Source organism: Variovorax sp. OV084, from assembly GCF_900111625.1.
GTDB lineage: Bacteria > Pseudomonadota > Gammaproteobacteria > Burkholderiales > Burkholderiaceae_C > Variovorax.
Genome location: NZ_FOII01000005.1, coordinates 425,033 through 442,766, shown reverse-complemented (window position 1 = coordinate 442,766; position 17,734 = coordinate 425,033). Strand labels below are relative to the sequence as shown.

Sequence of the window (17,734 nt, the reverse complement as noted above, 5' to 3'; positions counted from 1 at the left end):
GCCAACCCGGGCGTCGACCTCGGCTTCGGCACCTTCGGCCAGACGACCTACTCGCCGAACAAGGCGCGCTTCATCCTCACGCTGACGAAGACGCTCTGATCCTCAAGGCGACAGGCGGGCCGCGGCCCGCCTTCGTGCACACCATGCCTCCAGGAGAAACGCTCTGGTCCCGCGCTGCAGCGTGGGTTCGGGCTGCTCGCGCTTTGCCTGACATGAGCCTGCATTGGTCCTGCTGCGGCACGCCCATGCTCGATCCCGCGCAGGAGAGCCTGGAAAGCCAGGACGGCGCCGAAGTTCTCCTGGCTTCCTGCGGTCATTGCGGAGCGCGCTGGTTGAGCGTTGTTCCGCAAGACGGCTGCCCGGGTTGCTGGGAAATCTCTTGCTCGTCCACGGCCAGCTCCAGATCGGGCCAGCGCTGAAGCCAGCATATTTACGCGGCATTTCCACCGCAGGGTGCATTGTTTACACCGTTTTCACACGCGCCTGCCGATACTGATGCCGTGTTCTTTTCCATTGCAGGAGTTTCATGGCTTACGCCGCTTATCGGGAATACGCAGGCACTGTGCGTGCCAAGAGCGAGACGGTTTTCAAGGTGCTCGACGTCACGGTGCCGTCGGTCGACGCGTGCCGCGTGCGGCGCGGCATCGCCGCATGCAAGGGTGCCGGCGTGCTGCGCTGCGAGCCCCTGGTGCGTGTGAATGCAACGTGCGCAAATGGCGCTCCGCGCGCCCGTCTCATGATTCGTCTGCCCCTGGAGAGCTATGCCTCCGTGGTGCACTGTCTGCTCGAATGCGCACCCGATGGCGAGATCGGCCACCTCACAAGCTGGCGCGAGCATCTCCAGCGTTGTGGTCTGGCCAATGGCGGCTGACCTGGAGAGCGTGGTCGCCGATGCGACGGTCGATTCCGGCAAGACCTTCGTCCACGATTGCCTGAGTCGGCCAGCGCCCTTGCGGCTCCCGCCGGAGATCCTGCTCGGCCAGGACATCGACGTGCTCGAACGCATTCTGGAACCGGGCATCGACCTGGCGCTGTGGCGGCGCGAACCGCAGGCTCCGATTGCTGCATGGCTGGATGCCTTGCCTCCGGCCAGGCATCCCACGGCGCAACTGCAATTGCGCGCGGCCGATGTGGCGGCTGCGCTGCAGGCGGCATGCAAGACCTCCCGCACGCCGCGTGGGCCCGGGCGAGACGCTCTGCTGGCAGACATCGACATGCTCGCCACACGCTTCGCGCTGATCACTGGCAGCCCCCGGATGACCCTTACGCTGCAGGTTCGCGGCTGTGACATCGATGAAAACTGGCACCTTGACCATGCCGGGCTGCATCTGCTGTGCAGCTACAGCGGCCTGGGCACCGAGTGGGTGGCATCTCCGCACGCAGACACGGCACTGCGGATGCCGAAGTGCTTCGCAGGACCTTTCGAGCGCATGCCGCTCCAGGCGGTTGCGCTCCTTCAGGGGCGTGGCGTGGATGCGCAAGGCGGTGATCGAGGGCTTGTGCACCGTTCGCCGCAACTGCGCAACCTCGGATCGCACCGCTACGTGTTGCGTCTGGACGAACTGCGGTAGATGCGCTCCAACCGGGCGCATTTTCATGAAATTCGAGGAGACGATTCGATGACACACGACATCGCGCAGATTGCCGCCTGGCTGCAACCGCAGGACATCCTGTTCGACGCCGATGTCCGGGATCGAACGCACGCGCTCGAGCTTGTTGCGGCGACGATCTGCGGTGCTCGCGGCCTCGACCCGGCACCGGTTTTTCGCGCGTTGTGTCGACGTGAACAGGCTGGATCGACCGCCCTCGGCAACGGATTCGCGATTCCACACGCACGCATCGACGGCATCGAGCGGCCGATCACCCTGTTCATTCGCACCAGGCGGCCGATTGCCTTCGATGCCCTGGACGGCAAGCCGGTCTCCCAAATGCTGGCCATCATGGTGCCGGAGGACGGCACCAAGGACGATCATCTGCAGTTGCTCGCGCTGATGGCCCGCCTGTTCTCCGAACATCGTTTCCGGGCGCAGCTCGATGGCGCGCCGGACGCGGCGGCGGTCGAGGACGCGTTTCGGGCGGGAACTGCGCGCGTGGCTTCTGCTTCCTCGTAGCGAGGGGTTCTCTATCTCGCTAACTGCCGCCGTGACTCAGTACGCCCCGCGCGATTCAGGCGGCACGGGAGTAGAAACCGGCGCACCGAGGAAGTCGGCCGCCAACTTGCGCGCGGCGCCCGCGTACAGCAGCACGTCGACGCCGACGGCGACGAAGGTGCAGCCGAGTTCGAGGTAGCGGCGCGCCAGCTTCGGATCGGAGGTCAGCGTGCCGGCGGCTTTGCCTGAGGCCACGATAGTCCGCATCGCACCTTCGATGGCTGCCTGCACCTCGGGGTGGCCGGGCCGGCCGCGATGGCCCATCGAGGCCGCGAGGTCGGCCGGGCCGATGAACACGCCGTGCACGCCGTCGACCTCGCAGATCGACGCGAGGTTGTCCAGCGCCTGCACCGTCTCGGCCTGCACCAGCAGGCAGACTTCGTCGTCGGCTGCGTCGAGGTAGTCGGTGCGCGCGCTCCACTGCGACGCGCGTCCGACTGCGCTACCCACGCCGCGAATGCCGCGCGGTGGATAGCGTGTGGCAGACACCAGCGCACGCGCCTGCCCGGCGGTGTCGACCATCGGCACCAGCAGGTTCTTCGCGCCGATGTCGAGCAGCTGCTTGATGAGCGCGGTGTCGCCCTGCACGGCGCGCACCACCGGCTGGGCCCGATGCGGCGCCACCGCCTGCAGCGCGGCCAGCGTCGAGCGCAAGTCGTTGGGGGCGTGTTCGCCGTCGATCAGCAGCCAGTCGAAGCCGGCGGTTGCGCTGACCTCGGCCATGTACGGATCGGCCATCGAGAGCCAGAGGCCGACCTGCGGCTGGTTTGCGGCCAGGGCCGCCTTGAAGGGGTTGTGAGCGGGCATGTGGGATCTGTCGAAGAGTGGTGATGGATGGGCGCCGGCCGTCAGTCCAGCTGCCCCTGGCACACGTACTTGGTGTGCAGGTAGTCGTCAAGCCCGTGGACCGAGCCTTCGCGGCCGTAGCCCGAGTCCTTCACGCCGCCGAAGGGCGCGGCCTCGGCTGCCAGCGCGCCTTCGTTGATGCCGACGATGCCGGTCTCCAGCGCATCGGCCACGCGCCAGATGCGGCGCACGTCGCGTGAATAGAAATACGCGGCCAGGCCGAAGGGCGTGTCGTTTGCTTGCGCGATCACCTCGGCCTCGTTCGAGAAGCGCGTCAGCGGCGCGACCGGGCCGAAGGTCTCTTCGCAGGCGCAGGCCATGGTGGCGTCTGTATCGGCGAGCACGGTCGGTGCGAAGTAGTTCGAGCCGAGCTCGGGCAGCCGTGTGCCGCCGGTGAGCACGCGCGCGCCGCGCGCCACTGCATCCTGCACGTGCCGCTCGATCTTCTCGACTGCGCGTGCATTGATCATCGGCCCGATCTGCGAGGCCGCATCGCCGGCAGGTCCGACGCGCAATGCCGCCACGCGTGCAACCAGCAGTTCGGAAAAACGTTCGTGCACTGCCTCATGCACGAAGACGCGGTTCGGGCACACGCAGGTCTGGCCGCCGTTGCGGAACTTGGCGGCCATCAGGCCTTCCACCGCGGCCTCGATGTCTGCATCTTCGAACACGATGAACGGCGCATTGCCGCCGAGTTCGAGCGACAGCTTCTTGAGCGTGTCGGCCGAACGGCGCGCGAGGTGCTTGCCGACGGGCGTGGAGCCGGTGAAAGTGATCTTGCGCACGCGCACATCGTCGAGCCAGGCATCGACCACTTCGGGCGTGCGCTCGCGCGATGCGGTGACGATGTTCAGCACGCCCGGCGGTACGCCGGCTTCCGCGGCAAGGGCCACAAGCGCGAGCGAAGTCAGCGGCGTGTCCTCGGCCGGCTTGCACACTACAGTGCAGCCCGCGGCAAGCGCCGGCGCGATCTTGCGCGCGATCATCGCGGCCGGAAAATTCCACGGCGTGATCGCAGCGACCACGCCGACCGGTTCGCGCAGCGCGAACATGCGCCGGCCCGGCACGGGCGCCGGAATGACGTCGCCGTTGGCGCGCGTGGCTTCCTCGGCAAACCATTCGATGTAGCTGGCCGCATAGGCAACCTCGCCGCGGCCTTCGGCCAGCGGCTTGCCTTGCTCACGCGAGATGAGCCGCCCCAGGTCTTCCTGGTGCGCCATCACGAGATCGTTCCAGCGCTTGAGGATCTGCGCGCGCTGCTTGGTGGGCGTCTTGCGCCAGGCGGGAAAGGCGGTATGCGCGGCATCGACGGCTGCGTGCGCGTCGATTGCGCTGGAGTCGGGTACCTGCGCGATGAGGGCGCCGGTGGCCGGATCGGTCACATCGAGCGTGCGGCCGGAAGCGGAGCGCAACCATTCGCCGGCGATGAAGTTGGCCGTGCGTTGCAGGTCGGGGCGCGAAAGGGTCAGGGGCATGGAGAGAAGGAGAAAGGAGAAAAGAAGGCGGTCAGCTCACGATGCCCAGGTGCCAGGGCACGAACTCGTGGTCGCCCAGTCCGAGCGTCTCGCTCTTGGTCGGCTCGCCCGAAGCGTGGCGCAGGATCTGCTCGAAGATCTGCTGGCCCAGTTCGGGCACGGAGAGTTCGCCGTCGATCACCACGCCGCAGTTGATGTCCATGTCTTCCTCCAGGCGGCGAAACATCGGCGTGTTGCTCGCGAGCTTGATCGTCGGCGCGGGCTTGCTGCCGAACATCGAGCCGCGTCCGGTGGTGAAGCAGATCAACTGCGCGCCGCTGGCGATCTGCCCCGTTGCGGCCACCGGGTCATAGCCCGGCGAGTCCATGAAGACGAAGCCAGGCTCGTCGATGGGTTCGGCGTATTCGTACACCGCGCGAAGCGGCGTGGTGCCGCCCTTCATCGCAGAGCCCAGCGATTTCTCGAAGATGTTGGCCAGTCCGCCGACCTGGTTGCCGTGGCCCACCACGCCGTTGAACTGCGCGTTCTGGCCGGCCGCGTAGCGCTCCCACCAAGCCAGCCGGTCGAGCAGCTTCTGCCCGACCTCGGGTGTTACGGCGCGGCGCGTGAGCATGAATTCCACGCCGTGGATCTCGGGCGTTTCCGACAGGATGGCCGTGCCGCCGTGGCGCACCAGCACGTCCATCGCCGCGCCGAGCGCGGGGTTGGCGGTGATGGCCGAGAAGCCGTCGGAGCCGCCGCATTCGAGCCCTATCTTCAGATGGTGCGCGCCGACGCGCGTGCGCCGTGCGGCATTGGCCTCGGGCAGCATTTCTTCGATTGCGCGGATGCCGGCCTCGATGGTCTGGCGCGTGCCGCCCACCTCCTGCATCACCAGCGTGCGCATCAGGCGGCCCGCTTCGAGCCCTTGCGAATCGACCAGCGCATCGACCTGGTTGCGTTCGCAGCCCAGGCCGACGATCAGCACGCCGGCCAGATTCGGATGGCGCGCATAGCCCGCCAGTGTGCGGCGCAGCACGTCGAAATGTTCGCTCGGCGATGACATGCCGCAGCCGCTGGTCTGCGCGAAGGCGGCCACGCCATCCACGTTGGGAAAGGCGGCCATGCGCTCGGGCGTGAAGTGCGCGGCGATGCGCTTGATGACCGTGGCCGAGCAGTTCACCGACGACAGGATGCCGATGAAGTTGCGCGTGCCGACGCCGCCGCCGGGCCGCTCGAAGCCCATGAAGGTCGCGCGTTCGGCAACCGGCACGAAGTCCACCGGGCGCACGTCCTGGCAGAAGGCCGGGTCGCGGTAGCTGTCGACCAGCGTGAGGTTGTGGCTGTGCACATAGTCGCCGGCCTGCAGGTCGCGCGAGGCCACGCCGATCACCGTGTCGTACTTCTTCACTTCCTCGCCGGCCGCGATGGCGCGCGACGCGATCTTGTGGCCGGCGGGAATCTGGGCCCTGGCGCGCACGCCGAACTCGGCGATTGTTTCGCCCAGGGCAATGGCGCTCTTGGCGACCAGCACGTTGTCGTTCGAGTGCAGGCGAAGCAGGGGGCTGTCGTTCATGGCGTGGCTTGGGGTTGCTTCGAGCAGGTTCGGATACCGGTGGGCGAGGGCTTCATCAGCCCTTTTCCATCAGTTCCTTGAGGTTGAGCTTGCGGATCAGGTCGGTCTCTTGCCGGTACACGGTCTGCACGTACTTCTGGTATTCGGGGCCGTCCTGGTACATGACCGGCGCATCGATGCTTTCCGCCACCTTGCGGAACTCTTCGCTGTTGACGGCCGTGCGGAACGCATCGCGCAGCCGCTTCTCGACTGCGGCAGGCAGGCCCTTGGGTGCACCGATGCCGTTGGGCGCTTCCACCACCACGTCGAAGCCGAGCTCCTTGAGCGTGGGCGTGTCCTTGAAGCGCGGCGTGCGCGCTTCGCCCCAGGTGGCGAGCAGGCGCAGCTTGCCGCTTTCGACGTGCGGCGCCCACGAACTGCTGTCGGCCAGCATGTCGACCTGTTCGCCCAGCACGTCCTGCAGCGCGGCCGAGCCGCCCTTGTAGGCGATGGCGTTGAACTTCACGCCGGCGGCCTGCGCGAACTGCTCCATGCCCACGTGCGTTGCGCCGCCGATACCGGCGTGTGCGTAGGTGACGGTGCCGGGATGGGCCTTGGCCTGCGCCACGGCGTCGCGCAGCGACTTGAACGGCGAGCGTGCCGGCACCGCGATGCCGAAGGTCTGGCCCGAAGTGCGCGCAAGGTAGGTGAGGTCTTTCAGTGGATCGAGCTGCACCGTGCCGATCTGGGAGAAGCGCGTGACCGAAATCGGTATCTGGCCGATCGTGTAGCCGTCGGGCCGAGCCGAGGCCAGCGCCTTGGTGCCGATCATTCCCGAGGCACCTGCGCGGTTCTCCAGCGCAATGGGCTGCCCGAGTTCGCGTGCGGCGATCTGGCAGATGATGCGCATCGACCGGTCGGCCGTGCCGCCCGCGGGCCACGGGCAGATGAACGTGAGGGGGCGTTCGGGGTAGTCGGCGGCCAGCGCGCGAGCGGGGGCGGTGGCGAGAGCTGCGGCGCCGAGGCCGCCCAGCACGAGCTGGCGCCGCGCCATGTTGCGAGGGGTTTTCATCGTTGTCTCCAGAAATCGTTGTTCGGCAAGCACAGCGGATTCTTCCGGAGACAATCATTGCCATCCAATGAAATAGCGGACTCTCTTCATGAGCTCCAGGTTATGAAGAAGAAAGCCCGCTCAAAGCGCCATGAGCCAGATCGACCGCGTTCTTCGTTCCAACCTCAAGCTGCGTCATCTGCAACTGCTGGTGGCGCTGGACGAGTTTCGCCACCTCGGGCGGGTCTCGGAGTTTCTTTCGATCACGCAGCCGGCCGTTTCGAAGATGCTGGCAGAGATCGAGCGCATGTTCGATCTGAAACTGTTCACGCGCTCCACGCGCGGCACCGAGCCCACGCCCTTCGGCGTCACGGTGGTGCGCTTTGCGCGCTCGGTGCTGGCCGACTACCAGCGCACGCGCGACGAGATCGATGCCGTGGCCAGCGGCGGCGCAGGCCGCACCAGCGTGGGCGCGATGGTGGTGGCCACGCCGAGCCTGCTCGTCAAGGCCATCCAGCAGCTCAAGAAGCAGTCGGCACTGACCACCGTGATGGTGGAAGAGGGCGATCTCACGCGGCTGCTGCCTCGTCTGCGCGTGGGCGAACTCGACCTGATCGTCGGCCGGCTGGAGCCCGGCTATGCCTCGCCGGACCTGGAGACCGAAGCCCTCTACACGGAGCAGATGTGCATCGTGGTGAGCCCCGGCCACCCGTTGGCGGAGGCTGCCAGGCCAAGCTGGAAGATGCTCGCCGAGCTGCCCTGGGTGGTGCCCCCGCCGTGGGCTTCATCGCGCTCGAAGCTGGCCCAGATGTTCTACAAGCACCGCCTCGTGCCGCCGGCGGACATCGTCGAGACAGCGTCGTTTCTTGTCACGCTGTCCGTCATGCATGAGCGGCCGGCCGTGGGGTTCCTCGCGCGAAGCGTCGCACGGCACTTCGCGAAGCAGGGGCAGCTGTGCATCCTGAAGATCAACGTGCCGATCGAGCTTCCGCCGGTGGGCATCATCACGCTGCGGGGGCGTTCGCAGACGCCCGCCAGTCAGCTACTTATGGAATGCCTGCGAAAGGTCGCGCCGCCGCGTTAGCGCAGCACCAGCACCGGAATGTGCGAGTGCGTCAGCACATGCAGCGTCTCGCTGCCCATCAGCAGGCGCGCCAGGCTGCGCCGTCCGTGCGAGGCCATCACGATCAGGTCGCACTGCTGGTTCTTCGCGGTCGTGATGATGGCCTCGGCCACCTGGTTCGACTTCATGACGATGGCCTGCGGATTGCGGACGCCCTTGGCGACCGCAGTGGCCACGACCTTGTCGACCAGTTGCTGCGCGGCGCGGTCCGTATGCTCCTGGGAGGCCTGGATGTCCCGCTGGCTCAGCATCATCGAGCCTTCGAAGTAGCCGACCGGCTCGATGTGCGCGACGGTGACGCTCACCAGTTCCGCGTTGGTCAACAGGGCCAGGTCGATGGCGGCGTTGACTGCTTGCTCCGACAGCGCGGAGCCGTCGGTTGCGACAAGAACACGCTTGTACATGGCAGGCTCCTTGGCCCCCGGCACCGCGGGTGCCCTCATGTTCAGTCTAGTTCGCGATCGCGGTCATGCAAGGCCCTTCAGTTTTCGCCTCGGTTGCCGATAACCCTCCTGAGGACACAACAGGGGACCCAGATGCTGAATGCCATCAGTGCGACCGGCAGCGCCAGAAGCGGAGGCGACGTCAACGCCGAAATCGCGAAGATCCAGCGCCAGATCACGACGACTCAGAAGCAGATCGCGGAAACGCAGGGCCAGCTGCTCGGCACGCCCGAGGGCGATGCACGCGATGCGATCCGGCTGCAGCTCGAAGCGCTGGCGGCCCGGCTTGCCATGCTGCAGCAGCAGATGAACGCGCTGCGCACGGCCAGCGTTCAAAAGAGCGCGATGGCTTCAATGGAAGAGAGCAGCAGCAGCGGCAGCAGCACATCGCAGCGCGCCAACGCTGGTAGCACTTCGATCGGCAGCATGCTGGACGTGAAGGCCTGACTCAACCTCCGCGTTCCGGCCACCGGTGCCGCGTGCCCCCCGAGCGCCGGTCCGCCTTCTCCATGACAACGCCCTGCACGAGCAACTGCTCTCCGCGTTGTTCCAGGTGCTGCAGGCAGCGAAGAAAGACATCGAGATCCGCAGGCTCGATGCCTTCGAGCAATTCGGTGTTCAGCCCCGCGATCCGGGGAAACAGCCTGCCGAACAACTGCTGGCCCGAAGCACTCAGCCGCACGTGCACTTCGCGGCGGTCCTGAGCGTCCTGCCGCCGCACCACCAGCTTCTTCTCGACCAGGCTGCGCAGTCCGCGCGAGGTGCGCACGCGGTCCAGGTGCAGGTGCGTGGCCAGCGTCGACGCAGTCATCTCGCCCTCCTGCGCCAGCGTGGCGATCATTCCCCACTCGCGGCGCGTGATGCCGAAGCCTCCTTCGACCAGGCGGGTCGCCATGCCGTTGCCCGAGCGCATGGCTCGTGCCAGGCGGTACAGCAGCAGGTCGTTCAGGGAACGGGGCGCGCGCAACGCTGCTGCATCGGGAAAAGCTTGTTGCATACGTATGAAAAATGGGATGGGGAGTGTGGTTCGCCCGCCTCGGAGCACTGGTAGTTGATTAGATCAACTGTTTGCCCATACGTATAAACCGGTAACAAATTTGAACGAACGGAAACAGTCTTGGCGCGCGATTTTCGCCGTGAAAACTCGCGCGCCCCCGTTCACGACAACCGCTCGCAGGAGATCCGATGCCCGCATTCCTTTCCAGGCGCAAGCTCATCATGGCGTGGGGCATTGCCCTGGCCGCTTGCGCTCCCATGGTCCACGCCCAGGCGCTGGACGGCGGGCCGCTCACCCTCGTGGTCGGCTATGCGCCGGGCGGCAGCACCGACCGCATCGCGCGCCTGATCGCCGAGCGGCTGACGCCCAAGCTCGGCGTTCAGGTGAGCGTGGAAAATCGTCCGGGCGAGGGCGGCCGGCTCGCGGCCAAGGAAGTAAAGCGCGCCCCCGCGGGGCAGAACGTGCTGATGCTCGGCAACCCCGCCGTGATGGTGGTCGCGCCGCTGGTCTTCAAGGACGCGGGCTATGACCCCGACAAGGACTTCGTGCCCGTGTCGCAAGTCAGCAGCTACGACTTTGCGCTGGCGGTCGGCAACAAGCTCCAGCTCGACCGCGCGATGTTTCTCGTAAGCCGGCTGTGGGCACATCCGGAAGAGGCGATTTTCGGCGTGCCCGCCACTGGCAGCCTGCCTCACTTCTTCGGCCTGATGGTGGGCGATGCGCTGAGCGTGCAGCCGCAGATCAAGGGCTACGGCGGCTCGGCGCCGCTGGCGGCCGACCTGAGCGGCGGCAGCCTGCCCATTGCCATCGACACGCTCGATTCGCTCTATCCCCAGCACGTGGCCGGCAAGATCCGCATCCTGGCCACCTCGGGCAAGAAGCGCGCGAGCTTCGCGCCCAACATTCCCATCTTCCGCGAGGCCGGCATGAAGATCGATGCCGACGGCTGGAACACCTTCTTCGCGCCCAGCACCATGCCGAACGCCAAGGTGCAACTGCTGGCCAACGCGATCCGCGACGTCATGAAAGACCCGGGCCTGCAGAAGGCGGCCGACGCGCTATACATCACGCCCGTGATCAGCAATGCGGCCGAGACCGCGCAGATGCTGAAGGCCTTTCGCGCGCAGTGGGAGCCAGTGGTTCGGCGCTCCGGCTTCCAGCCCTGAGACTTTCTTTCGTCAGCTCGCAAGCGCCCGCATCTCCGCAATGAGATCGGCCTTGCCCTCGAAGCCGATGCCCGGCAGCGGCGGCAGCGTGACGTAGCCGTTGTCCACCTTCACGCCATCGGGGAAGCCGCCGTAGGGCTGGAACAGGTCGGGGTAGCTCTCGTTGCCGCCGAGCCCGAGGCCGGCCGCAATCGCCAGCGACATCTGGTGGCCGCCGTGCGGAATGCAGCGCGAGGGCGACCAGCCGTGCGCCTTCAGCATGTCGAGCGTGCGCAGGTACTCCACCAGCCCGTAGCTCAGCGCGCAGTCGAACTGCAGCCAGTCGCGGTCCGGCCGCATGCCGCCATGGCGGATGAGGTTGCGCGCGTCCTGCATCGAGAACAGGTTCTCGCCCGTGGCCATGGGGCCGGCGTACACCTCGCCGAGCTTCGCCTGCAGCTCGTAGTCGAGCGGATCGCCGGCTTCCTCGTACCAGAACAGCGGGTACTGCGACAGTGCGCGGCCGTAGTCGACGGCGGTCTTCAGGTCGAAGCGGCCATTGGCATCCACCGCCAGTTGCTGGCCGGGGCCGAGGATCTTCAGCACAGATTCGATGCGCTCGCAGTCTTCAGCGAGCGTGGCGCCGCCGATCTTCATCTTCACCACCGAGTAGCCGCGCTCAAGGTAGCTGGTCATCTCGCGCTGCAGGCCTTCCACGCCCTTGCCGGGGTAGTAGTAGCCGCCCGCCGCGTAGACGAACACGCGCGGGTTCGGCGTGCCGTTGCCGTAGCGCTCGGCCAGCAGCTGGTAGAGCGGCTTGCCCGCGATCTTGGCGGTGGCGTCCCACACCGCCATGTCGATGGTGCCCACGGCCACCGAGCGCTCGCCGTGGCCGCCGGGCTTCTCGTTGATCATCATGCGGGCCCAGATCTTGTGCGGATCGAGGTTGTCGCCGGTTTCGTCGAGCAGCGACGCGGGCTCGGCTTCGAGCAGGCGCGGCAGGAAGCGCTCGCGGATCAGCCCGCCCTGGCCGTAGCGGCCGTTGGAGTTGAAGCCATAGCCGATGACGGGCTTGCCGTCGCGGATCACGTCGGTGACCACGGCCACGAGGCTCAGGGTCATCTTCGAGAAGTCGATGTAGGCGTTGCGGATGTCCGACTTGATGGGCCGGGTGGATTCGAGGATGTTGACGATTTTCATGGTCGGGTTCGGGGGATGGAGAAAGCGAAAGACGTTCAGCGGTGCAGCGACGAGCCGCCGCAGATGGCGACGTCCTGCCCCGTGATGGCCGCCGCCGGCGGCGACAGAAGAAAGCCCACGAGCGCAGCGATTTCCTCGGGCTGTATCAGCCGGCCGATGGGCGGCATGCGCGGCGCGCTGCCCGCGCGGGCCGGGTCCTGCAGCATCGAGGTCTGCGTGGCGCCGGGCGACACCACGTTGACGGTCACGCCCTGGGCCGCGACCTCCGCCGCCCAGCTGCGCGCGAGCGCGATCAGCGCTGCTTTGGTCGCGGCGTACTGGCCGCGACCGGGCAGGCCTTGCGCGACGCGGCTGCCGACGAACACGACGCGGCCGTGGCCGCGCGCGGCCATCGCGGGCACGAGCGCATCGGCCAGCCGCGTGGCGGCGTCGACGTGCAGGCGCCACATCAGCTCGCCGCCCGCGTGGTCGAGCGAGCCCAGCGGGCCGACGCGCAGCACGCCGGCTGCATGCACCAGCGCATCGACGTTCTGGAGCGCGGAGGCCGTGCGCGCGATGGCGTCGGCATCGCACAGGTCGACGGCTACATGCACGAAGCCCGCGTGAGACAACGTGGGCGCGGCCAGATCGAGCCCGCTCACGCGCCAGCCCGCTTCCAGCAGGTGCAACGCGATGGCGCGGCCGATGCCGCCGCTGCTGCCCGTCACCACCGCATGCGGGGCAGCCTCATTCGACATGGATGTTGCCCTCCACGATGATCTTCTTCGAGCGCGCCATGTCCTCGGCCTGGAACTTCACGAAGTCTTCGACGCTGCCCGGTGTCAGCAGCAGGCCCTGCGCACCCAGCGTCTCGCGCATGTCGGTGCCCAGTGCTTTGTTGACCTCGGCGTTCAGCCGCTGCGTGACGGCGGCCGGCAGCTTCGCGGGCCCCCACAGGCCATACCAGCTGTAGAACTCGTAGCCCGGGATGCTCTCGCCCACGGTAGGCACGTTTGGCAGGCTCGCGGCGCGCGTGGCCGAGGTCACGGCAATCACCTTCACCATGCCGCTCTTGTGGTACTGCAGCGAGCCGAGGATGGGGTCGATGAAACCGTCGATCTGCCCGCCGATCAGGTCCTGGAACGCGGGCGCCGTGCCCTTGTACGGCACGATCAGGTAGTCGAGCCCGCCGCCCGCGCGCTTGAGCAGTTCGGTCGACAGGTGGCCGGCCGATCCGATGGAGCCCACTGCGAAGGTCATCTTGCCCGGGTGCGCCTTGGCGTACGCGATGAGCGACTTCACGTCCGTCACCGGCAGGTTCTTGTTGACGGCCACCGACAGCGGCGCCTTGGCCACCAGCGCCACCGGAGTGAAGTCTTTCACCACCTCGTACGGCACGGCCTTCATGGTCATCGGCGCCGTCGTGAAGGTCGAGGCGTTGAACAGCAGCGTGTAGCCGTCGGCCGGCGCCTTCGACACCACGTCGGCGCCGATGACGCCGTTGCCGCCCGCGCGGTTCTCCACGATGAAGCTCTGGCCCGTCTGCTCGCCGAGCTTCTGCGCCAGCAGGCGGCCGATGGTGTCGAGCGTGCCGCCCGGCGGAAACGGAATCACCATGCGCACCGGGCGGCTTGGCCAGGTCTGGGCGAAGCCGGCGGTGGATGCCGCGGCCAGTGCAAGGGCGGCCAGCGTGGCCCGCAGGAAATGGTTGCGTTGCATGTCTCTTGTCTCCTTGTGGTTTTTCATCGGGGCATCGCGGGTGTCGCGGCCCCGTGGGCTCAGCGCTTCGACAGGCCGGCCTGCTGCACGGCGGCGTGCAATGCATCCATCTCGCGCGCATTCGGCGCTTCCGTCGGCGGGCGCACGGTGGCGTTGTCGAGCACGCCGGCCAGGAACATGCCGCCCTTCATGCGCGCGTGCGCCTCGCCGGTCGGCTCGCCGCCGCCGTACACCGCATCTTTCAGCGGCGTGATGAGCGCCTGCACCGCCATCGCCTTCTTCAGATCGCCGGCCTTCACCGCATTCCACAGGTCGATGATCAATTGCGGAATGAAGGTCGCGAAGCCGACCAGCGCGCCGTCCACGCCCTGCACCATCGAGGCCAGCAGGTACTCGTCGTGGCAGGTCAGGATGGCCTTCGATGCATCGGCCTCGCGGATCGCCTGGATGTCGCGGGCGTACTTGTTCATGTCGCGCTGGCCTACCTTGAAGGCCTGCAGGTAGGGCAGGCGCGCCAGCTCGGCCAGCAGCTGCGACGAGTAAGAGGCGCGCGTCCAGGCCGGATACACGTGGCAGACCAGGTCCAGCTCCGGCGCGGCGCGGTGGATGGCCTCGAAGTACTGCAGCGCATGGCCGGGCGTGAAACCGAAGCGCAGCCAGTGGTGCGGCGGCATCACGTCGAGCGCCACCGCGCCGGCAGCCTGCGCGGCGCGTGCATGCTCGGCGGCCTCGGCCAGGCCTTCGCACACGATCGACGAGATCACCGGCGTGCGGCCGCGCAGTTCGTCGGCCACGATGCGCGTCACCTCGGCGCGCTCCGAGGGCGTCAGCGAAAACACTTCGCCGGTGTGGCCATTGGTCATGATCGCCACCACGCCGTCATGGCCGGCCAGCCACGAGGCCAGCTTGCGCAGCGCCGGCTCGTCGATGCGGTGGTCGGCCGTGAAGGGGCAGGAAATGGCGGGGATGATCCCGCGATAATTCGCGATGGAAGGCATGCTGTGTCTCCGTTGTGGTTCAAGGTGCAGGAATGGGTGCATCTTTTGCCGGCGGGGCGCGAGCCGTCCAATACTCGAATCGCATACAACTATTCAACTGCGCTGCGCATGGGCCCCGGCAACCGACCCCTCGACCTCGAATGGCTGGAAGATTTCCTGGCCCTGGCCGAGTCCGGCAATTTCTCGCGTGCCGCGCAGGCGCGCTCCATTGCGCAGCCCGCCTTCAGCCGCCACATCCGCTCGCTGGAGGAGTGGGTGGGCGTCGACCTGTTCGACCGCAGCGGGCACCCGACCGCGCTCACGGCGGCGGGCAAGCGCTTTCAGCCCCTGCTGCAGGAAGTGCTCGCGGGCCTCGAAGCCGCCCGCATCAAGGCCCGCGCCGCGCACGACCTGGATGCCGCCAGCCTGAGCTTCGCCGCCACGCACGTGCTGTCGCTCACCTTCTTCCCGCGATGGCTGGGCAGCGTGGAGTCGCGCCTGAGCATGGGCCCGATCCAGACCGTTTCCGACAGCTCGTACGCCTGCGAAGACCTGATGCTGCAGCGCCGCGTGCAGTTCGTGCTGTGCCACGGACACGCAGGCGCGCCGGGGCGGCTCGACGACACCGGCTACCCCGTTCAGCGATTGAGCGAAGACGTGCTGGTGCCCGTGAGCGCGCCCGATGCAAACGGCGCTCCGCTGCATGTGCTGGGCGCAGGCCAGTCGCCTTCCGTGCTGGCCTACAGCGATGCCTCGGGACTGGGCCGGATCATGCGGGCCATGCAGGACAGCGAATTCGGCAAGGACTTCGCTGCGTCGCTGTCGATCGTTTTCACGGCCCACCATGCCGCGCTGCTGCGCACCATGGCACTCGAAGGCCGTGGCCTCGCATGGCTGCCGATGAGCCTGGTGGCCGAAGACCTGCGCAGCGGCACGCTGGTCGACGCCGGCGCGGGCGGCTGGCGCGTGCCGGTGGACATCCGGCTGTACCGCCAGCAGGCGCACATGGCGCCGGTGGCGGAAGCGCTGTGGGCGCTGGTCAGCGGCGGCGCCTCAGGCGCCTGACCGCTTCAATTGGCGCAGCGTGCCTCGAGAGCATCGAGGAACGAGCGGTCCCAGCGTCCTTCCTTCATCGCCTGGATCGTGCGCGCTTCCGTTTCCAGGTGCGCGCGGGCCTTCTCGATCAACAACTCGGCCTCGTCGGGCGAGAAGGCCAGCAGCCCGTCCTGGTCGCCCACCACGATGTCGCCCGGGTTCACGATCATGCCGCCGACCGACACCGGCACGTTGATCTCGCCGGGGCCGTCCTTGTACGGGCCGCGATGGTTCACGCCGCGCGCGTACACCGGGTAGTCGCGCTCGCGGATCTCGGCCACGTCGCGGATGGCGCCGTCGAGCACCAGGCCCGCGGTGCCGATGGTCGCGGTATAGAACGACAGGATGCCGCCGATCACGGCGTTGGTGATGTCGCCGCCCGCATCGATCACCAGCACGTCGCCGGGCCGGCAGAACTCGAAGGCGCGCATCGGCGTGAGGTTGTCGCCGCCGCGCGTCTTCACGGTGACTGCCGTGCCCGCCATGGTCTTGTGCCCGGGGCGGTGGTAGGGCTGCAGGCCGACGCTGCCGATGTTGCGGTGCAGGTTGTCGCTGAGCGCGGTCACCGGAATGTCCTGCAGCGCGGCGATGATGGCCGGCGCCACTTGCGGGGCCGACGGGTTCTTGCGGATGGCTTTGTAGGGCATGACTGGTCCTTGTGAGTTCTTCGGCGCGCGTCAGCGCAGTGCGGCCACTGCACGGGCGATGCGCGTGCAGCCTTCTTCCAGCGTCTCGATCGACGTGGCAATGGAAAGACGGAAGTAGGGCGACAGGCCGTACGCGGTGCCCGCGACCACGGCAACGCCTTCGCTTTCGAGCAGGTACATCACCACGTCGCCGTCCTCGTTCAGGCGCTTGCCTTCGGGCGTGGTCTTGCCGATGAGGCCGCCGCAGTTGATGTACAGGTAGAAGGCACCGGGCGGCGTGGCGCAGCTGAGGCCGGGAATGTCGTTGATGAGCGCCAGCGTGCGATCGCGCCGCTGCTTGTACACGGCCACGCTCTCGGCCACGAAGCCCTGGTCGCCATTCAATGCAGCAGCCGCGGCCGCCTGGCTCACCGAGCAGCAGTTGCCGGTGGACTGCGACAGCAGCGTGTCCAGCGCCTTGATCAGGTCCACCGGGCCGGCCGCATAGCCGATGCGCCAGCCGGTCATCGCATAGGTCTTGGAGACGCCGTTCACTATCAGCGTGCGATCGCGCAGCGCGGGCGCCTCCACAAGCAGGTGCGGCGTCGCCTCGCCGTCGAAGCGGATGTGCTCGTAGATCTCGTCGGTCATCACCATCACGTGCGGATGGCGTTCCAGCACTTCGGCCAGCGCGCGGTATTCTGCGGCCGTGTAGCTCGCACCGGTCGGGTTGCTCGGCGAATTGATCAGCAGCCAGCGCGTGCGCGGCGTGATGGCTGCCTCGAGCTGCGCGGGCGCGAGCTTGAAGCCCTGGGATTCGGGGCAGGCCACGGTAACGGGCGTGCCTTCGCAGGCGAGCACCATGTCGGGGTACGACACCCAGTAGGGTGCGGGAATGATCACCTCGTCGCCCGGCTCCAGCGTGATCGCAAAGGCGTTGTAGATCGCGCTCTTCGCGCCGCTGGTGGCGATGATCTCGTTCATCGCGTAGCGCAGGCCGTTCTCGCGTTCGAGCTTGGCGACGATGGCTTCGCGCAGCTCCACCGTGCCCGCCATCAGCGTGTAGCGCGTGGCGCCGCGCTCGATGGCGGCGGCCGCGGCCTGGCGGATGTGGGGCGGTGTGTCGAAGTCGGGCTCGCCCACCACGAGATTCACGATCGACTTGCCCTGCCTGCGCAGTTCGTTGGCGCGGTCGGCGGCCGAGGTGCTGGGCGAGGGCTTGATGCGCCGCACGCGGGCGGCAATGCGGGACGTGGTCACATGACTTCCTGTTCTTGCTGTGCAGAGGCTTGCATGGACCGAACGGTACGCACATCGAACAGCCGAGGCCAAGACGACTTTTCACTGGTTGTATAGGCGCAGCTTATGGTGAGC

At 67.3% G+C, this 17,734-nt stretch carries 19 protein-coding genes; 7 read left to right on the top strand and 12 right to left on the bottom strand.

Features of this window, described 5'->3' with window-relative positions:
* Positions 1–526 precede the first annotated feature (526 nt).
* The 3 genes from BMW87_RS17235 to BMW87_RS17225 are packed head-to-tail and all read left to right on the top strand — an operon-like array spanning position 527 to position 2,111.
* Positions 527–871, top strand: coding sequence for a hypothetical protein (locus BMW87_RS17235; protein ID WP_093077597.1), 345 nt, complete (start codon positions 527–529; stop codon positions 869–871).
* A complete protein-coding gene (locus BMW87_RS17230) occupies positions 861–1,571 on the top strand; it encodes a DUF1826 domain-containing protein (protein ID WP_177192791.1) in 711 nt (236 codons plus the stop codon). Before BMW87_RS17235 ends, BMW87_RS17230 begins: the two co-directional genes overlap by 11 nt.
* Positions 1,572–1,619: 48 nt before the next feature.
* Positions 1,620–2,111, top strand: coding sequence for a PTS sugar transporter subunit IIA (locus BMW87_RS17225; protein WP_177192790.1), 492 nt, complete (start codon positions 1,620–1,622; stop codon positions 2,109–2,111).
* Positions 2,112–2,147: 36 nt separating this feature from the next.
* Here BMW87_RS17225 and hpaI read toward each other — a convergent pair whose 3' ends face one another.
* From hpaI to BMW87_RS17205, 4 genes are read right to left on the bottom strand one after another with little or no spacing between them, the layout of a single operon-like run.
* Complete coding sequence (gene hpaI, locus BMW87_RS17220) at positions 2,148–2,957, bottom strand: 4-hydroxy-2-oxoheptanedioate aldolase (protein ID WP_093057339.1); 810 nt, start codon at positions 2,955–2,957, stop codon at positions 2,148–2,150.
* Positions 2,958–2,998: 41 nt separating this feature from the next.
* The gene (locus tag BMW87_RS17215) at positions 2,999–4,471 is read right to left on the bottom strand and encodes an NAD-dependent succinate-semialdehyde dehydrogenase (RefSeq protein WP_093077592.1); all 1,473 of its coding nucleotides are present in this window, start codon (positions 4,469–4,471) and stop codon (positions 2,999–3,001) included.
* A 31-nt stretch (positions 4,472–4,502) separates the two neighbouring features.
* Positions 4,503–6,026, bottom strand: a complete 1,524-nt coding sequence (locus BMW87_RS17210; RefSeq protein ID WP_093077590.1) for a UxaA family hydrolase — start codon at positions 6,024–6,026, stop codon at positions 4,503–4,505.
* A gap of 55 nt (positions 6,027–6,081) precedes the next feature.
* Positions 6,082–7,077, bottom strand: a complete 996-nt coding sequence (locus BMW87_RS17205; RefSeq protein ID WP_093057342.1) for a tripartite tricarboxylate transporter substrate binding protein — start codon at positions 7,075–7,077, stop codon at positions 6,082–6,084.
* A 130-nt stretch (positions 7,078–7,207) separates the two neighbouring features.
* Between BMW87_RS17205 and BMW87_RS17200 the strand changes: the two genes are divergently transcribed.
* Positions 7,208–8,140: a LysR substrate-binding domain-containing protein gene (locus BMW87_RS17200; RefSeq protein ID WP_093077589.1), complete on the top strand. Its 933-nt coding sequence runs from the start codon at positions 7,208–7,210 to the stop codon at positions 8,138–8,140.
* Here the strand turns inward: BMW87_RS17200 and BMW87_RS17195 are convergent.
* Positions 8,137–8,583: a universal stress protein gene (locus tag BMW87_RS17195; RefSeq protein WP_093057489.1), complete on the bottom strand. Its 447-nt coding sequence runs from the start codon at positions 8,581–8,583 to the stop codon at positions 8,137–8,139. The two genes, BMW87_RS17200 and BMW87_RS17195, sit on opposite strands and share 4 nt — an antisense overlap.
* Positions 8,584–8,715: 132 nt before the next feature.
* On the opposite strand from BMW87_RS17195, the gene BMW87_RS17190 reads away from it, so the two are divergent.
* Positions 8,716–9,069: a FlxA-like family protein gene (locus tag BMW87_RS17190; RefSeq protein ID WP_093077587.1), complete on the top strand. Its 354-nt coding sequence runs from the start codon at positions 8,716–8,718 to the stop codon at positions 9,067–9,069.
* 1 nt (position 9,070) lies between these two features.
* Here the strand turns inward: BMW87_RS17190 and BMW87_RS17185 are convergent, their stop codons facing one another.
* A complete protein-coding gene (locus BMW87_RS17185) occupies positions 9,071–9,619 on the bottom strand; it encodes a MarR family winged helix-turn-helix transcriptional regulator (RefSeq protein WP_093057345.1) in 549 nt (182 codons plus the stop codon).
* Positions 9,620–9,807: 188 nt separating this feature from the next.
* On the opposite strand from BMW87_RS17185, the gene BMW87_RS17180 reads away from it, so the two are divergent.
* A complete protein-coding gene (locus tag BMW87_RS17180; protein ID WP_093057346.1) occupies positions 9,808–10,785 on the top strand; it encodes a tripartite tricarboxylate transporter substrate-binding protein in 978 nt (325 codons plus the stop codon).
* A gap of 12 nt (positions 10,786–10,797) precedes the next feature.
* On the opposite strand, the gene BMW87_RS17175 is transcribed toward BMW87_RS17180, so the two are convergent.
* Genes BMW87_RS17175 through BMW87_RS17160 form a run of 4 tightly spaced genes read right to left on the bottom strand, consistent with a single transcriptional unit; the run spans position 10,798 to position 14,660 of the window.
* Entirely contained in the window at positions 10,798–11,964 is a 1,167-nt protein-coding gene (locus BMW87_RS17175; RefSeq protein WP_093077586.1) for a mandelate racemase/muconate lactonizing enzyme family protein, read from the bottom strand.
* A 35-nt stretch (positions 11,965–11,999) separates the two neighbouring features.
* Positions 12,000–12,701, bottom strand: coding sequence for an SDR family NAD(P)-dependent oxidoreductase (locus BMW87_RS17170; RefSeq protein ID WP_093077584.1), 702 nt, complete (start codon positions 12,699–12,701; stop codon positions 12,000–12,002).
* Positions 12,691–13,662 (bottom strand): Bug family tripartite tricarboxylate transporter substrate binding protein, encoded by a 972-nt coding sequence (locus BMW87_RS17165; RefSeq protein ID WP_093077582.1) that lies wholly within the window; start codon positions 13,660–13,662, stop codon positions 12,691–12,693. Before BMW87_RS17165 ends, BMW87_RS17170 begins: the two co-directional genes overlap by 11 nt.
* A 59-nt stretch (positions 13,663–13,721) precedes the next feature.
* Positions 13,722–14,660 carry a dihydrodipicolinate synthase family protein gene (locus BMW87_RS17160; RefSeq protein WP_093057350.1) on the bottom strand — a complete coding sequence of 313 codons (939 nt, stop codon included), beginning with the start codon at positions 14,658–14,660 and terminating at the stop codon, positions 13,722–13,724.
* Between the two features lie 108 nt (positions 14,661–14,768).
* On the opposite strand from BMW87_RS17160, the gene BMW87_RS17155 reads away from it, so the two are divergent.
* Positions 14,769–15,704 (top strand): LysR family transcriptional regulator, encoded by a 936-nt coding sequence (locus BMW87_RS17155; RefSeq protein WP_093077630.1) that lies wholly within the window; start codon positions 14,769–14,771, stop codon positions 15,702–15,704.
* Positions 15,705–15,709: 5 nt separating this feature from the next.
* Here the strand turns inward: BMW87_RS17155 and BMW87_RS17150 are convergent, their stop codons facing one another.
* Together BMW87_RS17150 and BMW87_RS17145 are read right to left on the bottom strand one after the other, a co-directional pair.
* Positions 15,710–16,381 (bottom strand): RraA family protein, encoded by a 672-nt coding sequence (locus BMW87_RS17150; protein WP_093077581.1) that lies wholly within the window; start codon positions 16,379–16,381, stop codon positions 15,710–15,712.
* Between the two features lie 30 nt (positions 16,382–16,411).
* Entirely contained in the window at positions 16,412–17,620 is a 1,209-nt protein-coding gene (locus BMW87_RS17145; RefSeq protein ID WP_093077579.1) for an aspartate transaminase, read from the bottom strand.
* Positions 17,621–17,734 lie beyond the last annotated feature (114 nt).